General features: G+C 40.6%; 13 protein-coding genes. 11 read left to right on the forward strand and 2 right to left on the reverse strand.

Going from position 1 to position 16,708, the window contains the following annotated elements:
* Positions 1-409: 409 nt before the first annotated feature.
* The 3 genes from F967_RS09010 to F967_RS09020 all read left to right on the forward strand — a co-directional run bounded on the left by F967_RS09010 (position 410) and on the right by F967_RS09020 (position 3,071).
* Positions 410-1,285 (forward strand): MetQ/NlpA family ABC transporter substrate-binding protein, encoded by an 876-nt coding sequence (locus F967_RS09010; RefSeq protein ID WP_004761556.1) that lies wholly within the window; start codon positions 410-412, stop codon positions 1,283-1,285.
* 68 nt (positions 1,286-1,353) lie between these two features.
* Positions 1,354-2,379 carry a methionine ABC transporter ATP-binding protein gene (locus F967_RS09015; RefSeq protein WP_004799445.1) on the forward strand — a complete coding sequence of 342 codons (1,026 nt, stop codon included), beginning with the start codon at positions 1,354-1,356 and terminating at the stop codon, positions 2,377-2,379.
* Positions 2,376-3,071, forward strand: coding sequence for a methionine ABC transporter permease (locus tag F967_RS09020; RefSeq protein WP_004799447.1), 696 nt, complete (start codon positions 2,376-2,378; stop codon positions 3,069-3,071). Before F967_RS09015 ends, F967_RS09020 begins: the two co-directional genes overlap by 4 nt.
* Positions 3,072-3,142: 71 nt before the next feature.
* On the opposite strand, the gene F967_RS09025 is transcribed toward F967_RS09020, so the two are convergent.
* Together F967_RS09025 and F967_RS09030 are read right to left on the reverse strand one after the other, a co-directional pair.
* A complete protein-coding gene (locus tag F967_RS09025; RefSeq protein ID WP_004799449.1) occupies positions 3,143-4,009 on the reverse strand; it encodes an arginase family protein in 867 nt (288 codons plus the stop codon).
* The gene (locus F967_RS09030) at positions 4,003-4,989 is read right to left on the reverse strand and encodes a hypothetical protein (protein ID WP_004799451.1); all 987 of its coding nucleotides are present in this window, start codon (positions 4,987-4,989) and stop codon (positions 4,003-4,005) included. Before F967_RS09030 ends, F967_RS09025 begins: the two co-directional genes overlap by 7 nt.
* A 341-nt stretch (positions 4,990-5,330) precedes the next feature.
* Here F967_RS09030 and gloB point away from each other — a divergent pair, with 341 nt between their 5' ends.
* From gloB to F967_RS09070, 8 genes are all read left to right on the forward strand, one after another.
* Positions 5,331-6,062: a hydroxyacylglutathione hydrolase gene (gloB, locus tag F967_RS09035; protein ID WP_004761564.1), complete on the forward strand. Its 732-nt coding sequence runs from the start codon at positions 5,331-5,333 to the stop codon at positions 6,060-6,062.
* A gap of 296 nt (positions 6,063-6,358) precedes the next feature.
* Positions 6,359-6,565 (forward strand): hypothetical protein, encoded by a 207-nt coding sequence (locus F967_RS09040; protein ID WP_004676939.1) that lies wholly within the window; start codon positions 6,359-6,361, stop codon positions 6,563-6,565.
* Between the two features lie 306 nt (positions 6,566-6,871).
* Positions 6,872-8,254 (forward strand): adenosylhomocysteinase, encoded by a 1,383-nt coding sequence (gene ahcY, locus F967_RS09045; protein ID WP_004799453.1) that lies wholly within the window; start codon positions 6,872-6,874, stop codon positions 8,252-8,254.
* 75 nt (positions 8,255-8,329) lie between these two features.
* On the forward strand, positions 8,330-9,166 hold the full coding sequence (gene metF, locus F967_RS09050) for a methylenetetrahydrofolate reductase [NAD(P)H] (RefSeq protein ID WP_004676935.1): 837 nt from the start codon (positions 8,330-8,332) through the stop codon (positions 9,164-9,166).
* A gap of 22 nt (positions 9,167-9,188) precedes the next feature.
* The gene (locus F967_RS09055; protein WP_004676933.1) at positions 9,189-9,908 is read left to right on the forward strand and encodes a 16S rRNA (uracil(1498)-N(3))-methyltransferase; all 720 of its coding nucleotides are present in this window, start codon (positions 9,189-9,191) and stop codon (positions 9,906-9,908) included.
* Positions 9,909-10,027: 119 nt separating this feature from the next.
* Positions 10,028-12,904, forward strand: coding sequence for an EAL domain-containing protein (locus F967_RS09060; RefSeq protein WP_004799455.1), 2,877 nt, complete (start codon positions 10,028-10,030; stop codon positions 12,902-12,904).
* Between the two features lie 206 nt (positions 12,905-13,110).
* Complete coding sequence (locus F967_RS09065) at positions 13,111-15,381, forward strand: NADP-dependent malic enzyme (protein ID WP_034431250.1); 2,271 nt, start codon at positions 13,111-13,113, stop codon at positions 15,379-15,381.
* 97 nt (positions 15,382-15,478) lie between these two features.
* Positions 15,479-16,708, forward strand: a complete 1,230-nt coding sequence (locus tag F967_RS09070; RefSeq protein WP_004799461.1) for a multifunctional CCA addition/repair protein — start codon at positions 15,479-15,481, stop codon at positions 16,706-16,708.

Raw genomic sequence — 16,708 nt, forward strand, 5'->3', positions numbered from 1 at the left:
CATAATCATATGTTTATATATCAAAACACAAATACCGCCCCTGTATCAGTTGGTAAATTATTGCTATGATTGCTAAAATCTTGAATACAGCTCAATTGTTGTTTTAGATTATTCATGATTATGTTCAATCATTTAATAAAATAAAACATCAATATTCTATTGTATTCAGCTCCCAATTTAATTTAAGGAATAATTGGATAGAGATTTTCCAGACACGGGATAGACCAACTGGAATTTGAATATTCATCTATTTCTTGTGTTGTTGCAAACAGTCTTCTGGATTAGAAATTAAAAACAATTCACATGATTGTTGAATGAGGATGCCAATTTGCAACATACAAACCCATTGCAATGATTGATGCTTGAGAAATCATAATGTTCTCGGCATTCTTCCTATTAGGATTTATACATGAAAAAGCTGATTAGCCTTTTTTTAAGTGTATCTGTGCTACTACTTGCAGCATGCAGTAAACAGCCAGATACCGCATCGAGTGAACAAAAAAATGATGCTGCGGGCCTCCAGACTGTTGTCATCGCATCTACAGGTTCAGACGCTGATATTTGGCGTTATATTGCGACATTACCTGAAACCAAAGCTGCAGGTATTAAACTGGAAGTGAAAAACTTCACGGATTATGTGGCAATGAACACCGCGGTTGCCAATAAGGAAGTTGATCTCAACGCATTCCAGTCTTATGCTTATCTGGTTGCTTTCAACGCAGCCAACAAAGACAAGATCGCGCCTGTTTCAACCACTTATTTAGAACCTATGGGGATTTATTCAAACAAGGTGAAGAAAGTTGAAGAGTTTGCTCAAGGTGCAACCATTGCAATCCCAAATGATGGTGCCAATGAATCTCGCGCATTATTACTTTTACAAAGCGCTGGCTTGATCAAGTTAAAACCTGACTTTGACCCAGTGAAAGGTACGCCTGCCGACATCATTGAAAACAGCAAGAAAATTGTAATCAAGCCGATTCAGATGGCCACTGCTGTACGTGTAAAAGACGAGGTTGATGCAATCTTGTTAGGTAACACCCTTGCGATGGAAGGTGGTTTGAACGTTCTTAAAGATGCAATCTATTACGAACCAATTGATCAAAGCACTAAATTGAATGTCAATATTTTGGCAACGGCTGAATCTCGTAAAGATGATCCAGTATTGCAAAAAGTCGGCGCGCTTTATCATACCGAAGCAGTCAAGCAATATGTACAGGAACACTTTGCGGGCACTAAAGTTGACGTAAATAAGCCAACAAGCTATCTCACAGAAGCAAATCCGTAATATAATATTTTCAATGAAACAGGCAAAGATATTTGCCTGTTTTTCTTTTTTGCCTAGTATTGACGAACATGATCCAATTTAAAAATATTTCAAAACGCTATCAGCTAAAAGGTCAAACGATCAACGCGCTGGATCAAATCAATTTAGAGATTCCAGCTGGAAGTATCTTTGGCATTATTGGCTATAGTGGTGCAGGTAAAAGTACCTTAATCCGACTGATTAACTTGCTTGAACGCCCATCCGAAGGGCAGGTCATCATCAATCAAAAAGATTTTACTGCAATGGATGCACGCACTCTTCGTCAAGAACGTGCAAATATTGGCATGATTTTTCAGCACTTCAATTTATTACAAACCAAAACGGTGTCTGAAAACATTGAAATGCCACTTAGGCTACTTGGTCACAGCAAGGCGGAACGAGAGAAACGTTTAGCTGATCTGCTAGATTTTATTGATCTCAAACATAAAAAAGATGCCTACCCTGACGAACTTTCAGGTGGACAAAAACAGCGTGTAGGGATTGCGCGTGCGCTTGCCAATCACCCAAAGATTCTGCTGTGTGATGAAGCGACTTCCGCACTTGATCCGCAAACCACCCAATCTGTATTGGCACTGTTAAAGAAGATCAATCAGGAACAAAACATCACCATTGTGATGGTCACCCATGAAATGGATGTGATTGAGACTGTTTGTGATTATGTGGCAGTGATGGAAGCTGGCAAGGTGATTGAAACAGGGCCTACGCTGGACATTTTTAGTCAGCCACAACACCCCACCACAAAAACTTTTATTCAAACGGTATTACAGCAACAGTTGCCAGTAAATATCTTAAACAACCTTGAACACAGACATCACAATAGTATTTATAGTTTGCAGTTTCTGGGTACATCTGCACAGGAAACGGTAATTCAGGCAGTCATCAAACGGTTTGACATCAGTTTAAATATTCTCTTTGCCAATATGACTGAAATCAATGGTACCGTGATTGGGCAAATGTTTATTCAACTGCTCGGTGATGAAAGTCTTATTCGGCAAGCAATCCAATTTCTGGAGCAGCATGGCGTTAAAGTTGAACAGTCTGGAGTCAGCCAATGAGAGATTTAATTGTACAATGGCTAACTGACGTCACAGCACCTTTTTGGCATAGTGCCCTTAGCATTGACCAGTTTGTGACAGCCTTGCAGGAAACCTTTCAAATGGTTTTCTTCTCATTGCTTTTTGGCTGTATCTGGGGTCTGGTTCAGGGCATTACCCTGGTGGTTACCCGTACAGGTGGCATCCTACAAAATCGGGCGATTTACTATTTCCTGAATCCTATTGTGAATGCCCTGCGTTCACTCCCATTTATCATTTTATTGATCGCGGTGATTCCACTAACCAAACTGCTGGTGGGAACATCCATTGGGACATGGGCTGCAATTGTGCCTTTAACCATCTATGTGGGTCCATACCTAGGCCGTCTAATTGAAACTTCTCTGCTTGAAGTGAATGAAGGAATTATTGAATCAGCTCAGGCAATGGGTGCAACCCCTTGGCAAATCATCTTTAAGTTTATTATCCCTGAAGCGCGTAGCTCACTGATCCTGAACCTAACCACAGGAACGATTACCCTAATTGGTGCCACAGCAATGGCGGGCGCTGTTGGCGCAGGTGGTATCGGTGATTTAGCTATTTCTTATGGTTATCAGCGTTTTGATACCAGTGTGGTTATCCTCACCGTCATCGTACTTCTGCTGCTTGTGCAGTTGGTTCAAATGCTGGGAGATTGGTTGGCAAAATTACGCTAATTGATGAATACTGTTAAAAAATAGCTCTTAAAAACAAGGGCTGTTTTTTTATGTAGAATGAAACGGTTTTCTTAAGGAAAATAAACCTCATTTGCCGCCTTAAACGTATTTACATGCAAAGGCACCAGATCTTCAAGTACCTGATAGCCACCCGCCAACACAAATAGTATGGGAATTTTCATTTTCCTTGCCATATCAAACACCAAACGGTCACGTTCAAACAACAGCTCTGTGGTCAACCACTTCGAGCCATATTTATCATGTTGATGACAATCCATTCCTGCCTGATAAATAATCAGATCGGTCTCCCAACGTGAAGCATATTGAAATGCCTCAAAAATGGACTCCCGATATAAATCAAAATTGCCCTGCTTGGGGTGAATATAACGGGTCAGGCTGCGCTCACCTGCCTTACAACCAAAACGAATCCCAAAAATTCCAAAATTGACCAGATTGGTGAGTCTATTAGTAAATATCGCAGTGCCATCTCCACCATGCTGATCACAGTCCAGTACAAAGATTCGTTTTTCAGGATATTGCTTTGCAATCAAGGCCAAACCATTAAAGGTACAATACGCCGCACCAGACTCATAACTGGCATGATGAAAGCCCTGTGCGATATTCGCGGCAATACCCTCTTTAAACGCAATATCAGCACCAACCAACTGCCCTGCCTGTACTGATAAAATTGCATCCCGCAATTGTTCATTCCACGGTTTAAAGCCCTGTATGGTTGCAAATGCAGACTCGCCTGCCAGAAAGGCCTCAACATATTGCGGATTATGGAGTTTCTTTAGGATTTCAACATCAATCAAACCAGGATCAATCAGTTCAACCATTTTATGCTTACACAACACATCCGCCACCGCGGTGAGCTTTTCCATGCTATTGGTATGCGTTCGGGCATAATAGCGCGGAGAGTAACAGGCTTTTAGCATGGATGTCCTACGCAAATTTGATCTTTAGCAATTTCAATAAGTTGGCTCAATTCAGTCGTATCAGGTCGAAATAATCCATTATCCACCTGTTGTTTAAAGTGAGAGTTAAATGCACGGGCACGGTTTTTAGGTGACACTGCCAAAGTGGTTAGACGCAAAAACCAGAAACCTTTCATTTCAGAGATGGGAATCACATAGCCTTTATATTGTTTATTTTTATGTTTTTCCAGTTGTTCAATATCGTAATTTGCTGAAAACAGGCTACCTGCGGGTAAACGCACCCCATTCATCATCAATGGTACCAAACTAATACAGGAATGATTGTCCCCCATATTCAGCTTTTCCATCATAATTGGCTGGTGGTTTTCATCTACAAAAATATTAATTTCACCCTGTCTCAATAAACGATGATGTGCGATCCGTAGAAAGAATTTCTCTGCCATTGGGCAGGACCCCACTTTGGGTTTTTCTTCCAGCGCATGGCATTCAATCATCTCAATCGTCCGTGCATCCTGCGGCAAAATAATATCAGCAAGCAACTGGCAAATCAGAATACTTTCCTCAAGTTCAGCATATTGATGGATATTTCTTAATTTGGCCTGAAAATCCACTTCCTGCCTTAAATTCTGGGCAAATGTCTCTTCTGGATTTAGGCGTTGCAGACACTGCTGCACATCGGCATGTATATCCAGATTGCGCCAAGTGGCAAGTTCCAAGCCATAGCAAGAGCTCTGGTTTAAAATATTTCTCAGTCCCTTGGTTTCATAATCATCAAAGATTCGTAAATCCTGAAAACCAAGCGCATCACGCGGCTGTGAGACAAATTCGGCAATCACACGTGTTGCCTGAGTATAACCACAACCACGGCGTTCAGTTTGATGACTAAAGTGCTCATTCAGCATTTCAGTAAGTTTGACAGACAAGGGGTGCAAATATTTTTTAAAAATCACCACCACTTCGTGATCAACCAAATCAGACATAACTTCCTCTCTTATTGTTATGATTTATTTGAATTTCATCCTGAGAAATTACCCTGTCCTTATGTTGTTAAGTAATCTTTTTAAATTATTTTCACATTTATTCCATATATTTAAAGATGAATATAAATCATTAACTTATAAAACTTTTATACCATATTTATTTAAAATACTACACTTGTCAACTCTAAAGATTTTCTGGTCTTAAAGGTGTCAGAATTTAGCCTAAACCGTCAGTTACATAACACACTATTTTTGCACTCTTTAATATTTCCACTTACACTAGACACAGGTGATGGTCTTTATCATCAACCCAGCATGAAACAAATATTTAGGACTCGGCTATGCATTATAAGATTCATGCAATTGACGTAAAAAATGCCTTAAAAAACTATATTTGGTTATTGGAAGATACCACGACACAAGAAGTTGTTGTGATTGACCCCACTGACGCAGATTTGGTGACTGCATTTTGCGAACAACATCAACTTGAGTTGAAGCAAATCTGGTTAACACATTGGCATCGCGATCATACTGATGGCGTACAAGCTCTATTGGCTGAGCAAAATTTACCAGTTTTCGGTCCACGTGATGAACTCAGTAAAATTTCGTTTATATCGAATCCACTGCAACATAATGACCATTTTCACTTTAATGATTTAAAAGTTGAGATTATTGCCACACCTGGTCATACCCTCGGTCATATTGTTTATTTTATTGAAGAAATTGATACCCTGTTCTGTGGTGACACCCTGTTTGCAATGGGTTGCGGTCGCCTGTTTGAGGGTACAGCTGAGCAGATGTATCATTCACTGAATCGGCTTGCTGCCCTGCCAATCCAAACCAAGGTTTACTGCACCCATGAATATACGCTTGCAAATGCAGAGTTTGCATTAACAATTGAACCTCATAATGTTGCACTACAAGAACGCATAAAAGACGTAAAAGCATTGAGAGATTCAGAACAAATTACTCTGCCAAGTACAATTGAATTAGAGCTTGAAACCAATCCTTTCTTGCGCACAGAAAGTGCCGAAGATTTCGCACGGATCAGAGCGCTTAAAGATCTGTTCTAATTTTAAAGTTCTACTTTTTAAAGGCTAAAATTTAGTCTTTAAAAAGTGAAAAATGAAATAATTTTTTACATTTAGGATTAAATAGATTTTTACAGAAAATTATCTTATCCAAGCACGTAAAAAATAATTTTAATAATAAATACAATCAAGTAAAAAAACGACAGATAAAATTTTCCTCATAAAAATTACGCTAATTTTACATAATTTACATGCAGAAAAATAAATGTTTACACTCCCCCTTTAAAAAATTTTCGGCGACCCTTATTAATAAACTCAGGTTCACAAGGAGTTCTGGTATGAAAAATAGAGTTGTTAAAGCAAAAAATTTATTGGCCTTTCGTATTTGGCTGGAAAAACTGGGATATTCCGTTAAGAATCTGGCAGATAATCGTGGATTTACCTTTAGCTTTAAAAAAGAATATGGATTGGTCACAGGTGACCTATCGGGTAATGCTTTGGCAATGCAACTGGGCGAAGAATTCGAAGACCACTTAAAAGCATAATAATGATTTTATCCTTACATAAACTAGGGTTTCATATGGATATGAAATCCTATGGTATGAATAACTGACCTATTTTTTAGTTTTCATCTTATTGCTGATTTCTCGCTTTCTAACCAACTGTCATCAAAATAACGTTGGAACAATTATAATTTCCAAGTATCATAATGTCCTAGTCGAGGGATGCTGCGACAATTGATTGGCGCTAAAGATCAATTTGCCAGGCTCGACGATCGGTTGAACACTCGCTTTAACCAACAACGGCATCCGCGAACAGAATGATCCATACTATTTTTCTAGGAGATCCTGATGAACGCGGTTACTGCTTCATTTACAGATTATAAAGTCGCTGATATTTCACTTGCTGATTATGGCCGTAAAGAAATCAAACTTGCTGAAGCAGAAATGCCAGCTTTGATTGGTTTACGTAAGCGTTATTCGGCTGAAAAACCACTTGCTGGCGCAAAAATTCTCGGTTGTATCCACATGACCATCCAAACTGCAGTTTTAATCGAAACACTCGTAGAACTTGGCGCTGAAGTTCGTTGGACATCATGCAACATCTTCTCTACTCAAGATCACGCTGCTGCTGCTATCGCCGCTGCGGGTATTCCTGTGTTTGCTTGGAAAGGCGAAACTGAAGAAGAATACATGTGGTGTCTTGAACAACAAATCAATGTAAATGGCACACCTTGGGATGCCAACATGATTCTTGATGATGGCGGTGATTTAACACTACTTGTTCACGAAAAATACCCTGAAGTGATTGCAAAAATCCACGGTGTAACTGAAGAAACAACAACAGGTGTTCAACGTCTGTATGAAATGTTACGTGATGGTACTTTAAAAGTTCCTGCAATCAACGTAAATGATTCGGTAACGAAATCTAAAAACGACAACAAATATGGTTGCCGCCATTCTCTAAATGATGCGATCAAACGCGGTACAGATATGTTGTTATCTGGTCGTCGTGCACTTGTAATCGGTTACGGTGACGTAGGTAAAGGTTCTGCACAATCACTTCGTCAAGAAGGTATGATTGTACGTGTAACTGAAGTAGATCCGATCTGTGCAATGCAAGCATGTATGGATGGTTACGAAGTTGTATCTCCATACAAAAATGGCGTTCAAACAGGTAAGAAAGAAGACATCAATCTTGACCTTCTTCAAAACACTGACCTTATCGTAACGACAACGGGTAACTACCACGTTTGTGATTCAGCAATGCTTGATTCATTAAAAGCAGGTGCGGTAGTGTGTAACATCGGTCACTTTGATACTGAAATCGACACAGCTTACCTCCGTGGTTACAAATGGGTTGAAGTTAAGCCTCAAGTTCACCAAGTGTATCGTTCAGAAAATGAAAATGATTACTTAATCCTTCTTTCTGAAGGGCGTTTAGTGAATCTTGGTAATGCAACAGGTCACCCATCACGTATTATGGATGGTTCTTTTGCTAATCAGGTATTGGGTCAAATGCACTTGTTCGCTGAGAAATTTGCCGATCTTCCTGAAGATCAAAAGGCTGAAAAAATCCGAGTAGAACTGATTCCTAAGAAATTAGATGAAGAAGTTGCTGCTGCAATGGTGCTTGGTTTTGGTGGTGTATTAACCCAATTGACTCAAGTACAAGCAGATTACCTCGGTGTTCCTGTAGAAGGTCCATTCAAATCTGACGCTTATAAATACTAAGAAAATCAGGGCAGACGTTTACGGGCTGCCCTTTTTTCTAAAATAATGTCTAAGCGATTAAAAAAAGGATTTGAAATGACGAAACGTATTCCTATTTCTTTTGAATTTTTCCCGCCAAAAACTGATGCTGGCGCTGAAAAGTTACATATCGTTCACCAAGAACTACAGCGATTAAACCCAGAGTTTTTCTCAATTACTTATGGTGCTGGTGGTTCTACTCGTGAACGTACTTTAGCAACTATTCATGATTTTAATGGCAAAGGTACGCCCGTAGCCCCTCACCTTTCTTGTATTGGTGATGATAAAGCTCGTATTGCTGAGCTCTTAGATTTATATAAATCACAAGGGATTGACCGCATCGTAGCATTGCGTGGTGACTTACCTTCAGGTCAAGTTGGCTTAGGTGAATTACCATACGCTCAAGATCTTGTTCGCTTTATCCGTGAACATTCAGGCAACCATTTCCATATTGAAGTTGCTGCTTATCCAGAAATGCATCCGCAGGCTGATAGCTTTGATGCTGATATTAAGCGCTTTGTAGAAAAAGTGAATGCAGGTGCGAATGCAGGGATTACTCAATTTTTCTTTAATCCAGATGCTTACTTCTATTTTATAGAAAGATTGGAAAAAGAAGGTATCAATATTCCCGTTGCGCCAGGCATCATGCCAATTACCAATGCAAGCAATTTAATTCGCTTTGCGGATGGAACTGGTGCAGAAATTCCACGTTGGATTCGCAAACAACTTGCTGCTTATGGTGATGATAGCGAAAGTATTAAAGCATTCGGCCATGAAGTGATTGTGAAGCTTTGTGAACGTTTAATTGCGGGTGGTGCGCCAACACTGCATTTCTATTCAATGAACCAAACCGAACCAACTCGACAACTCGTTGTTGACCTTGGCTTAAACTAATTTGCATGAGCATTCCCCAGACATGAACCGTTTTTACATCGAAGCCGAATTAAACACTGGCAATACTATTGAATTGACGGAATCGGTGTTTCATCATTGGGTGCGTGTGCTCCGTGCAAAAGAACAGGAACAGGCCATCTTCTTCAATGGAAAAGGTGGTGAATATCGCGTGACGCTCACTGAAATCAACAAGAAAAATGCGTTTGTGTCAGTTGATCATTTTGAGCCAGCTGATCGGACACCACCCTTTAAAGTGGTTTTAGGCCAGGTGATGAGCAAGGGGGATCGTATGGATTATGCGATTCAGAAAGCCACTGAACTTGGTGTGACCACTATTCAACTGTTGACCAGCGAGCGTTGCGAAATGCGCCTGAAATATGACCGTGACCAAAAGAAGATTGATCATTGGCAGTCTGTGGCGATTGCAGCATGTGAACAATGTGGCATGAACATTGTTCCAGAAATCCTTGCTCCCATTGCCTTAACAGAGTGGGTCAGCTCGGAACTGCCACAGGCCCGTTTAGTTTTGGCGCCAAATAAAGACCAGAACAATGTACTGCTGAATAGTGAACCTGATTTAGCGCTACTGATTGGTCCAGAAGGCGGTTTGAGTGAAGCAGAAATTGAAACTGCAAACCAGAACCATTTTCAAAGCTGGTGCATTGGAGACCGTGTTTTAAGGACTGAAACCGCTCCAGTTGTCGCCTTATCCATTTTAAATTATCACTTTTCAGCCAAATAATGGTTTTGGATTGCTTTCCAATGGCTTTAGCGGTAATTTAAAATAAAATACGATGATGTTGATATACAGCAACGTATGTAGGCCCAACACAGATAAAAATGAAAAGGATTATTCTTTATATGTCAGGGGTTCAAGAAAAAAAAATTCCGCAGTTTATTTATACGGATCAGATCAACTATCCTAACCACGTACGCCTATTCGTTTTAAGTGTATTTATTATTGCACTTCTGGACTATCTGTTATTTGCTTCTTTCTATTCTTTTAGTGCGAATATCTTTACCACATGGATGACCCTTACCCTTACGCTATTACTCATTTTTTACGCAATCTGCCACTTTTCATTAAGATATTACTCATCAAGTCGCTTTGCTGGAAAAACCAACATTACCTTTCAGGTGATCTGCTTTTTCACGGGTTTATTGCTGGGGATCAGCACCCTTGTGATCAATGACCTATTGATTAAGGATGTCCCGAATCTTTCCACATCACACATCCTAAGCTTGACAGCCCTGCTGCTCACCTCTTCACATATTATTGCGCTGACTTTTTTAACCCAGCATATCCGTTATTTCTTCCTGTTCTTCATTCCAAGCATCAGCCCCTTGGTGATTTCCCAGATTATACATAGAGATCAAGAATATACCCTGTTTTATATTGCCTATTACCTGTCTTTTTTTGCAACCCTACTGTGTGCACAGGCTACCTTTAAAATTCACCAGCGCCTGTCACAGGTTCTGAACAAGAACAAGCAACTGATTGATGTGGCGGAACAACACAATCAATGGACAGAGGAACTCTGCCAACAATTGCAGCGTGAAGTCAACAAATCCAGGGACATAGAAGCACAACTGCAGTTCAATAATCATTTACTCGAACAAAAGGTCCGTGAGCGTACTTTCGATCTTACCCAGATGAATGAGAGTCTGGAAGAACACCGCCAGAACTTGGCTTTTGCCCATGAAACTGCGGGTATTCGTCCCTGGGAATGGAATTTAGAAAATAACACTGTTGGGATTACCAATTCTCATCGTAAAGAAGTTACGCGTGGTTCTGAGAATCACTATTCGTTGCTCCATAAAATCGTACATCCTGATGATCTTGAACGTGTTAAAAACACACTTTATAAACATCTATATGGCCAAACTAAACGTTATGAAGAAACTTTCCGCATTAAACGACCGAATGGTGAATGGGTTTGGATTCATGATGTTGGTCAAGTCATTTTAAGAAATCCAAAAGATGGAACGCCGTTGCGCATGGTGGGCATACACCGTGACATTAATCAGGAGAAAAAGCATCAGGAACGTTTAAAACTGGCTGCCAGCGTTTTTGAACACGCTTCTGAAGGCATTTTTATTCTGGATGAAAATTTCTGCTATATCGAGGTCAACCCAAAATACGAACAACTGACTGGACTTGATAAGCAAGTTATTATAAACAAAGAACTTTTTGAAATTACCAAACAAGATAAACAGCATCACCATAATTTCCACCTTTCGATTCTAGACACCCTCTATGAAGAACAGGAATATGAAGGGGAATTTCAGGAAACCTATCTTTCTGAAAAATCGTGTTTTTTATGGATACATATCAATGCGGTGAAAGATGAGACTGATCGGGTCATTAACTATATTGGCATTGTGTCTGACCAGACTGAGCGTAAACATCAGGAACAGCGTCTTTCCTACCTCACCAACTACGACACCCTGACGGATTTACCAAATCGTTTCTATTACCATCAGCAATTACATCAATATCTGGTCAATGAGGCATCTATTCAGCATCTTGCGGTAATTCGATTGAATATCGACAGATTCCGTGCCTTAAATGAACTACTAAGCAATCAGGCAGGAAATGAGCTACTTAAACAGGCTGCACAGCGTTTACGGATTAGTAATATTGACGCACTTTTGGTGGCCCATTTAAGCGCGGATGATTTCGCCATTATTTACGAGATGTCACCACTCCATCCGCAGATACACCAACTGTGCAACAATATTGTCGAAGCATTTAGCAAGCCATTCTATATTGCGGAACAGGAATATGTGGTCAGCATCTCCATCGGTGTCGCCATTTACCCAGAGCACGGCCGTCAGGTTGATAACCTCAATACCCATGCCGAACAGGCACTGACGGAAGCCAAACGTTTGGGCGGCAACACCATTCGTTATTATTCGAGTGAACGCACCAACTTCGTGGCAAGACACACTGACCTGGAACTCGATCTAAGAAAAGCGATTCAGAACAATGAACTGGTTGTCTATTATCAACCTAAAATGAATGCGCTTGATGGTAAAGTTGTTGGTTTTGAAGCCTTAATTCGCTGGAATCACCCAAGTAAAGGCTTAATCATGCCGAATATTTTTATTCCTTTGGCAGAAAGCACCAGTTTGATTTCAGATATTGGGCGTTTTGTGTTGTATGAAGCGGCAAAACAATTACAAGCATGGCAAAAACTTGGTTTCAATCATATTAAAATTGCGGTAAATATTGTGGCGCAGCAAATTCAACGTGGTCAATTGCTGAGCGATCTCGATGACATACTCGAAACCTACGCCATTATTGGCCGTAATCTTGTATTAGAAATTACCGAATCGGCATTTTTGGAAAATACTGATACTGTGAAAATGGTGTTAAAAGCCATTAAAGAACGCGACATTTCTATTGCATTGGATGATTTCGGTACTGGCTATTCATCTCTGGCCTACCTTACCGAATATCCAATTGACATCTTAAAAATTGATCGGGCATTTATTTCAAAAATTGGTGATGCCAAACAGGATGCGATTGTTAATGCCATGATAGCCATGGGCAAAACCATTGGCCTAAAAGTTGTGGCGGAAGGGGTTGAGACCGAACAACAGCGTGATTACCTAAAACGCCAAAACTGTGACATATTGCAGGGTTACCTGTTTGCCAAACCATTAACTGCCGCACATGCAACTGAATACTTACAGCAACATATGAGTCTAGCAATTGCAAGATATTCCAGTTAAAACCATATTTTGAGCTTTTTGGCAGTTTAATTTACACTCAATATGAATTGTCAATAAGCCTATACGTTCAGTGAAAATAAGCTTTTTTGACTGGGCGAAAACATGAACTAGTGCTATATTCTTGTGCACTTATCTTAATATAATCATCAGTCCTAGCTATGACTGGTTGTTGTATTGAAACAACTATCGAAACAATCGAGACTCAGATGGACGATCAATCTTTAAAACAAGCCGCTTTGTATTACCATGAATTTCCTACACCTGGAAAAATCAGTGTGACACCTAGCAAGCAGCTCGTTAACCAACGAGATTTAGCGCTTGCATATTCTCCTGGTGTCGCAGCTCCATGTCTGGAAATTGAACGTGACCCTTCTGCCGCCGCTAAATATACAGCCCGTGGCAATCTGGTCGCCGTCGTGAGTAATGGTACAGCCGTACTTGGTTTAGGGAACATTGGTCCCCTTGCCTCCAAACCTGTAATGGAAGGTAAAGGCGTACTGTTCAAGAAGTTCGCTGGGGTTGATGTATTTGATATTGAAATTGCTGAAAACGATCCAGACAAGATCGTGGATATCGTTGCCGCACTAGAACCAACCTTTGGCGGTATCAACCTGGAAGACATCAAGGCACCTGAATGTTTCTATATCGAGAAGAAACTTCGTGAACGCATGAACATTCCTGTATTCCATGATGATCAACATGGTACCAGTATCATTGTAGGCTCAGCATTGTTGAATGCCTTGCAGATCGTGAACAAGAAAATTGATGAAATTAAAATCGTTGCATCAGGTGCTGGTGCTGCTGCATTGTCATGTTTAGATTTACTTTGTGCATTAGGCGTAAACAAGGCCAACATTGTTGTTGCAGATTCCCGTGGTCTTCTCACCACCTCACGTGAAGGGCTGGACGATTCGAAAAAACGCTATGTTCAGGACATCGCGGCAACCCAGTTGCATGAAGTTGTGGCTGGCGCAGATATGTTCCTCGGCCTTTCGGCGGCAGGAATCTTAACCAAAGAAATGGTTAAGGAAATGGCTGAAAACCCAATTATCTTTGCATTGGCAAACCCAGACCCAGAAATTTTGCCTGAACATGCGCACGAAGTTCGCCCAGATGTGATTATGGCAACTGGTCGTTCAGACTATCCAAACCAAGTAAACAATGCGCTTTGTTTCCCATATATTTTCCGTGGTGCGCTGGATGTCGGTGCAACTACCATTAATGAAGATATGAAAATTGCTTGTGTACATGCGATTGCACGTATGGCACATATTGAAGCAGATGCTGCAACTTACGGTGAAAAATCTGCATCATTCGGTCGTGATTACTTGATTCCTCGCCCTCTGGACCAACGCTTGATTCTTGAGATTGCGCCAGCAGTAGCTAAAGCAGCGATGGATTCAGGTGTTGCGACACGTCCAATTGAAGATTTTTCTGTATATCGTCAAAGACTTTCTGAGTTTGTATATAACTCAGCATTTTTAATGAAACCGATTTTCTCACAAGCGAAAACTGATCCTAAGCGTATTGCATATGCCGAGGGTGAAGATCAACGTGTATTGCGTGCGGTTCAAATTGTTGTAGATGAAGGTCTAGCTAAACCAATCCTTGTTGGTCGTACGGCTGTTATTGAAGATAATATCAGAAAACTCGGTTTACGCTTACAGCGTGATGTCAATATTGAAATCGTCGATCAAGAAAACAATCCTTTATATGATGATTTCTGGAAAGACTACTACAATACGATGCAACGTAAAGGCGTAACTGTGGAATATGCGCAACGTGAAGCACGTCGTCGTTCAACTTTGATCGCAGCATTGCTAGTTAAGTTTGGCAAAGCTGATGGCATGCTATGTGGCACTTATGCGAGCTACGATATCCATTTAGATTTCGTTAAAAACGTGATCGGTTTAAAAGAAGGTCGTAGTACATTGTTTACACTCAACGCATTAATGCTTGAAGATCGTAACTTGTTTATTGCCGATACTTATGTAAATACCAATCCAACTGCTGAACAACTTGCAGAGATGACTATTTTAGCAGCCGAAGAAGTACGTCGTTTTGGTATGACTCCTCGTGTCGCTTTACTTTCTCACTCAAGTTTTGGAAGTGATCAAGTTGATCCAAGTGCTCAGAAAATGCGTGAAGTTTATCGTTTACTTTCCGAGCAAGCCCCTGAACTTGAAGTTGAAGGTGAAATGCATGGTGATGCTGCATTAGATGATAATATTCGTCATTTTGCATTTCCAAATTCACGCTTTAAAGGTTCAGCAAACTTGTTGATTATGCCGAATTTAGATTCTGCAAATATTTCATTCAATTTGTTAAAAGCAACATCTGGTAATAATGTAACGATTGGTCCAATCTTATTAGGCGCAGCAAAGCCAGTTCATATTTTAACACCGACAGCAACTACCCGCCGTCTAGTGAATATGACAGCTTTAACTGTTGCTGAAATTCAGCAAAGCCAAAACTGATATAGTTTAAGCATAGCTTTTAACATTAAAAGCTATGCTTAGTGCTTGAGAAAACCTCTATTCTGTAGCATGATTGTGTGAAGAATAGAGGTTTTTTATGCAAGTTTATTTAGTAGGCGGTGCAGTTCGAGATCACTTACTCGGTCACCCCTATCACGAAAAAGATTATGTTGTGGTTGGAGCAACACCTGAACAATTATTATCTGAAGGTTACCAACGCGTTGGAAAGGACTTCCCTGTATTTCTTCATCCAAAAACAAAAGAAGAATATGCACTTGCCCGCACAGAGCGCAAGTCTGGTGTGGGTTATCATGGTTTCCAGTTTTTTACTGATAGCACTGTTAAATTAGAAGAAGATTTAATTCGCCGTGACTTAACCATCAATGCAATGGCAATGGATGAAACTGGGAAAGTTTATGATCCCTATGGTGGTCAAAAAGATCTTGACCAGAAAATCCTACGCCATGTTTCAGATGCATTTACCGAAGACCCTTTGCGTGTGCTTCGGGTTGCCCGATTTGCTGCACGCTATGCAAACTACGGTTTTAAAATCGCAGATGAAACGCTGCAACTAATGAGTGAAATTGCGAAATCAGGTGAGCTTGATGCATTGACTCCTGAACGTGTCTGGAAAGAAACTTCTCGTGCATTGATGGAGGATCATGCATATATCTATTTTCAAACATTAAGAAATTGTGATGCGCTAAAAGTTCTGTTCCCAGAAATCGATGCCTTATTTGGTGTACCACAGCGCCCAGAGTACCACCCTGAAATAGATTGTGGGGTTCACACCCTCATGGCACTAAAACAAGCTTGTCAGTCCAACTATGGACTAGATGTACGTTTTGCTGTCTTGGTGCATGATTTAGGGAAAGCGCTGACCCCAACTGAGGAATTACCACGGCATATCATGCATGAGGAACGTGGTTTGCAACCCGTAACCGAGGTGTGTGACCGCTTAAAGGTTCCCTCTCAGCTCAAGAGTCTGGCCCTGACCGTCTGTAAAGAACATTTAAAGTGTCATCAGGCCAAGAGTTTAAAACCAGGTACTTTATGGCGTTTATTACAACGTTTGGATGTTCTACGGAAACCAGAAAAGGTTGAGGCATTTGTACAGGCATGTGAATGTGACGCAAAAGGCCGCCTAGGTCTGGAAGATCGCCCTTATCCACAGGCCCAATATATTCTGGATGCAATGCAAATTGTACGGAATATTCGGGCACAGGATTTACCCGAACACATTACAGGGCCTGAAATTGGTGAAATGCTGATTAAATACCGAATTGAGGCACTGGCACAGTTCAAACAGCAACACGATGAGCCATAG

The sequence above is a fragment of the Acinetobacter sp. CIP 102637 genome, assembly GCF_000368425.1.
Lineage (GTDB): Bacteria > Pseudomonadota > Gammaproteobacteria > Pseudomonadales > Moraxellaceae > Acinetobacter > Acinetobacter parvus.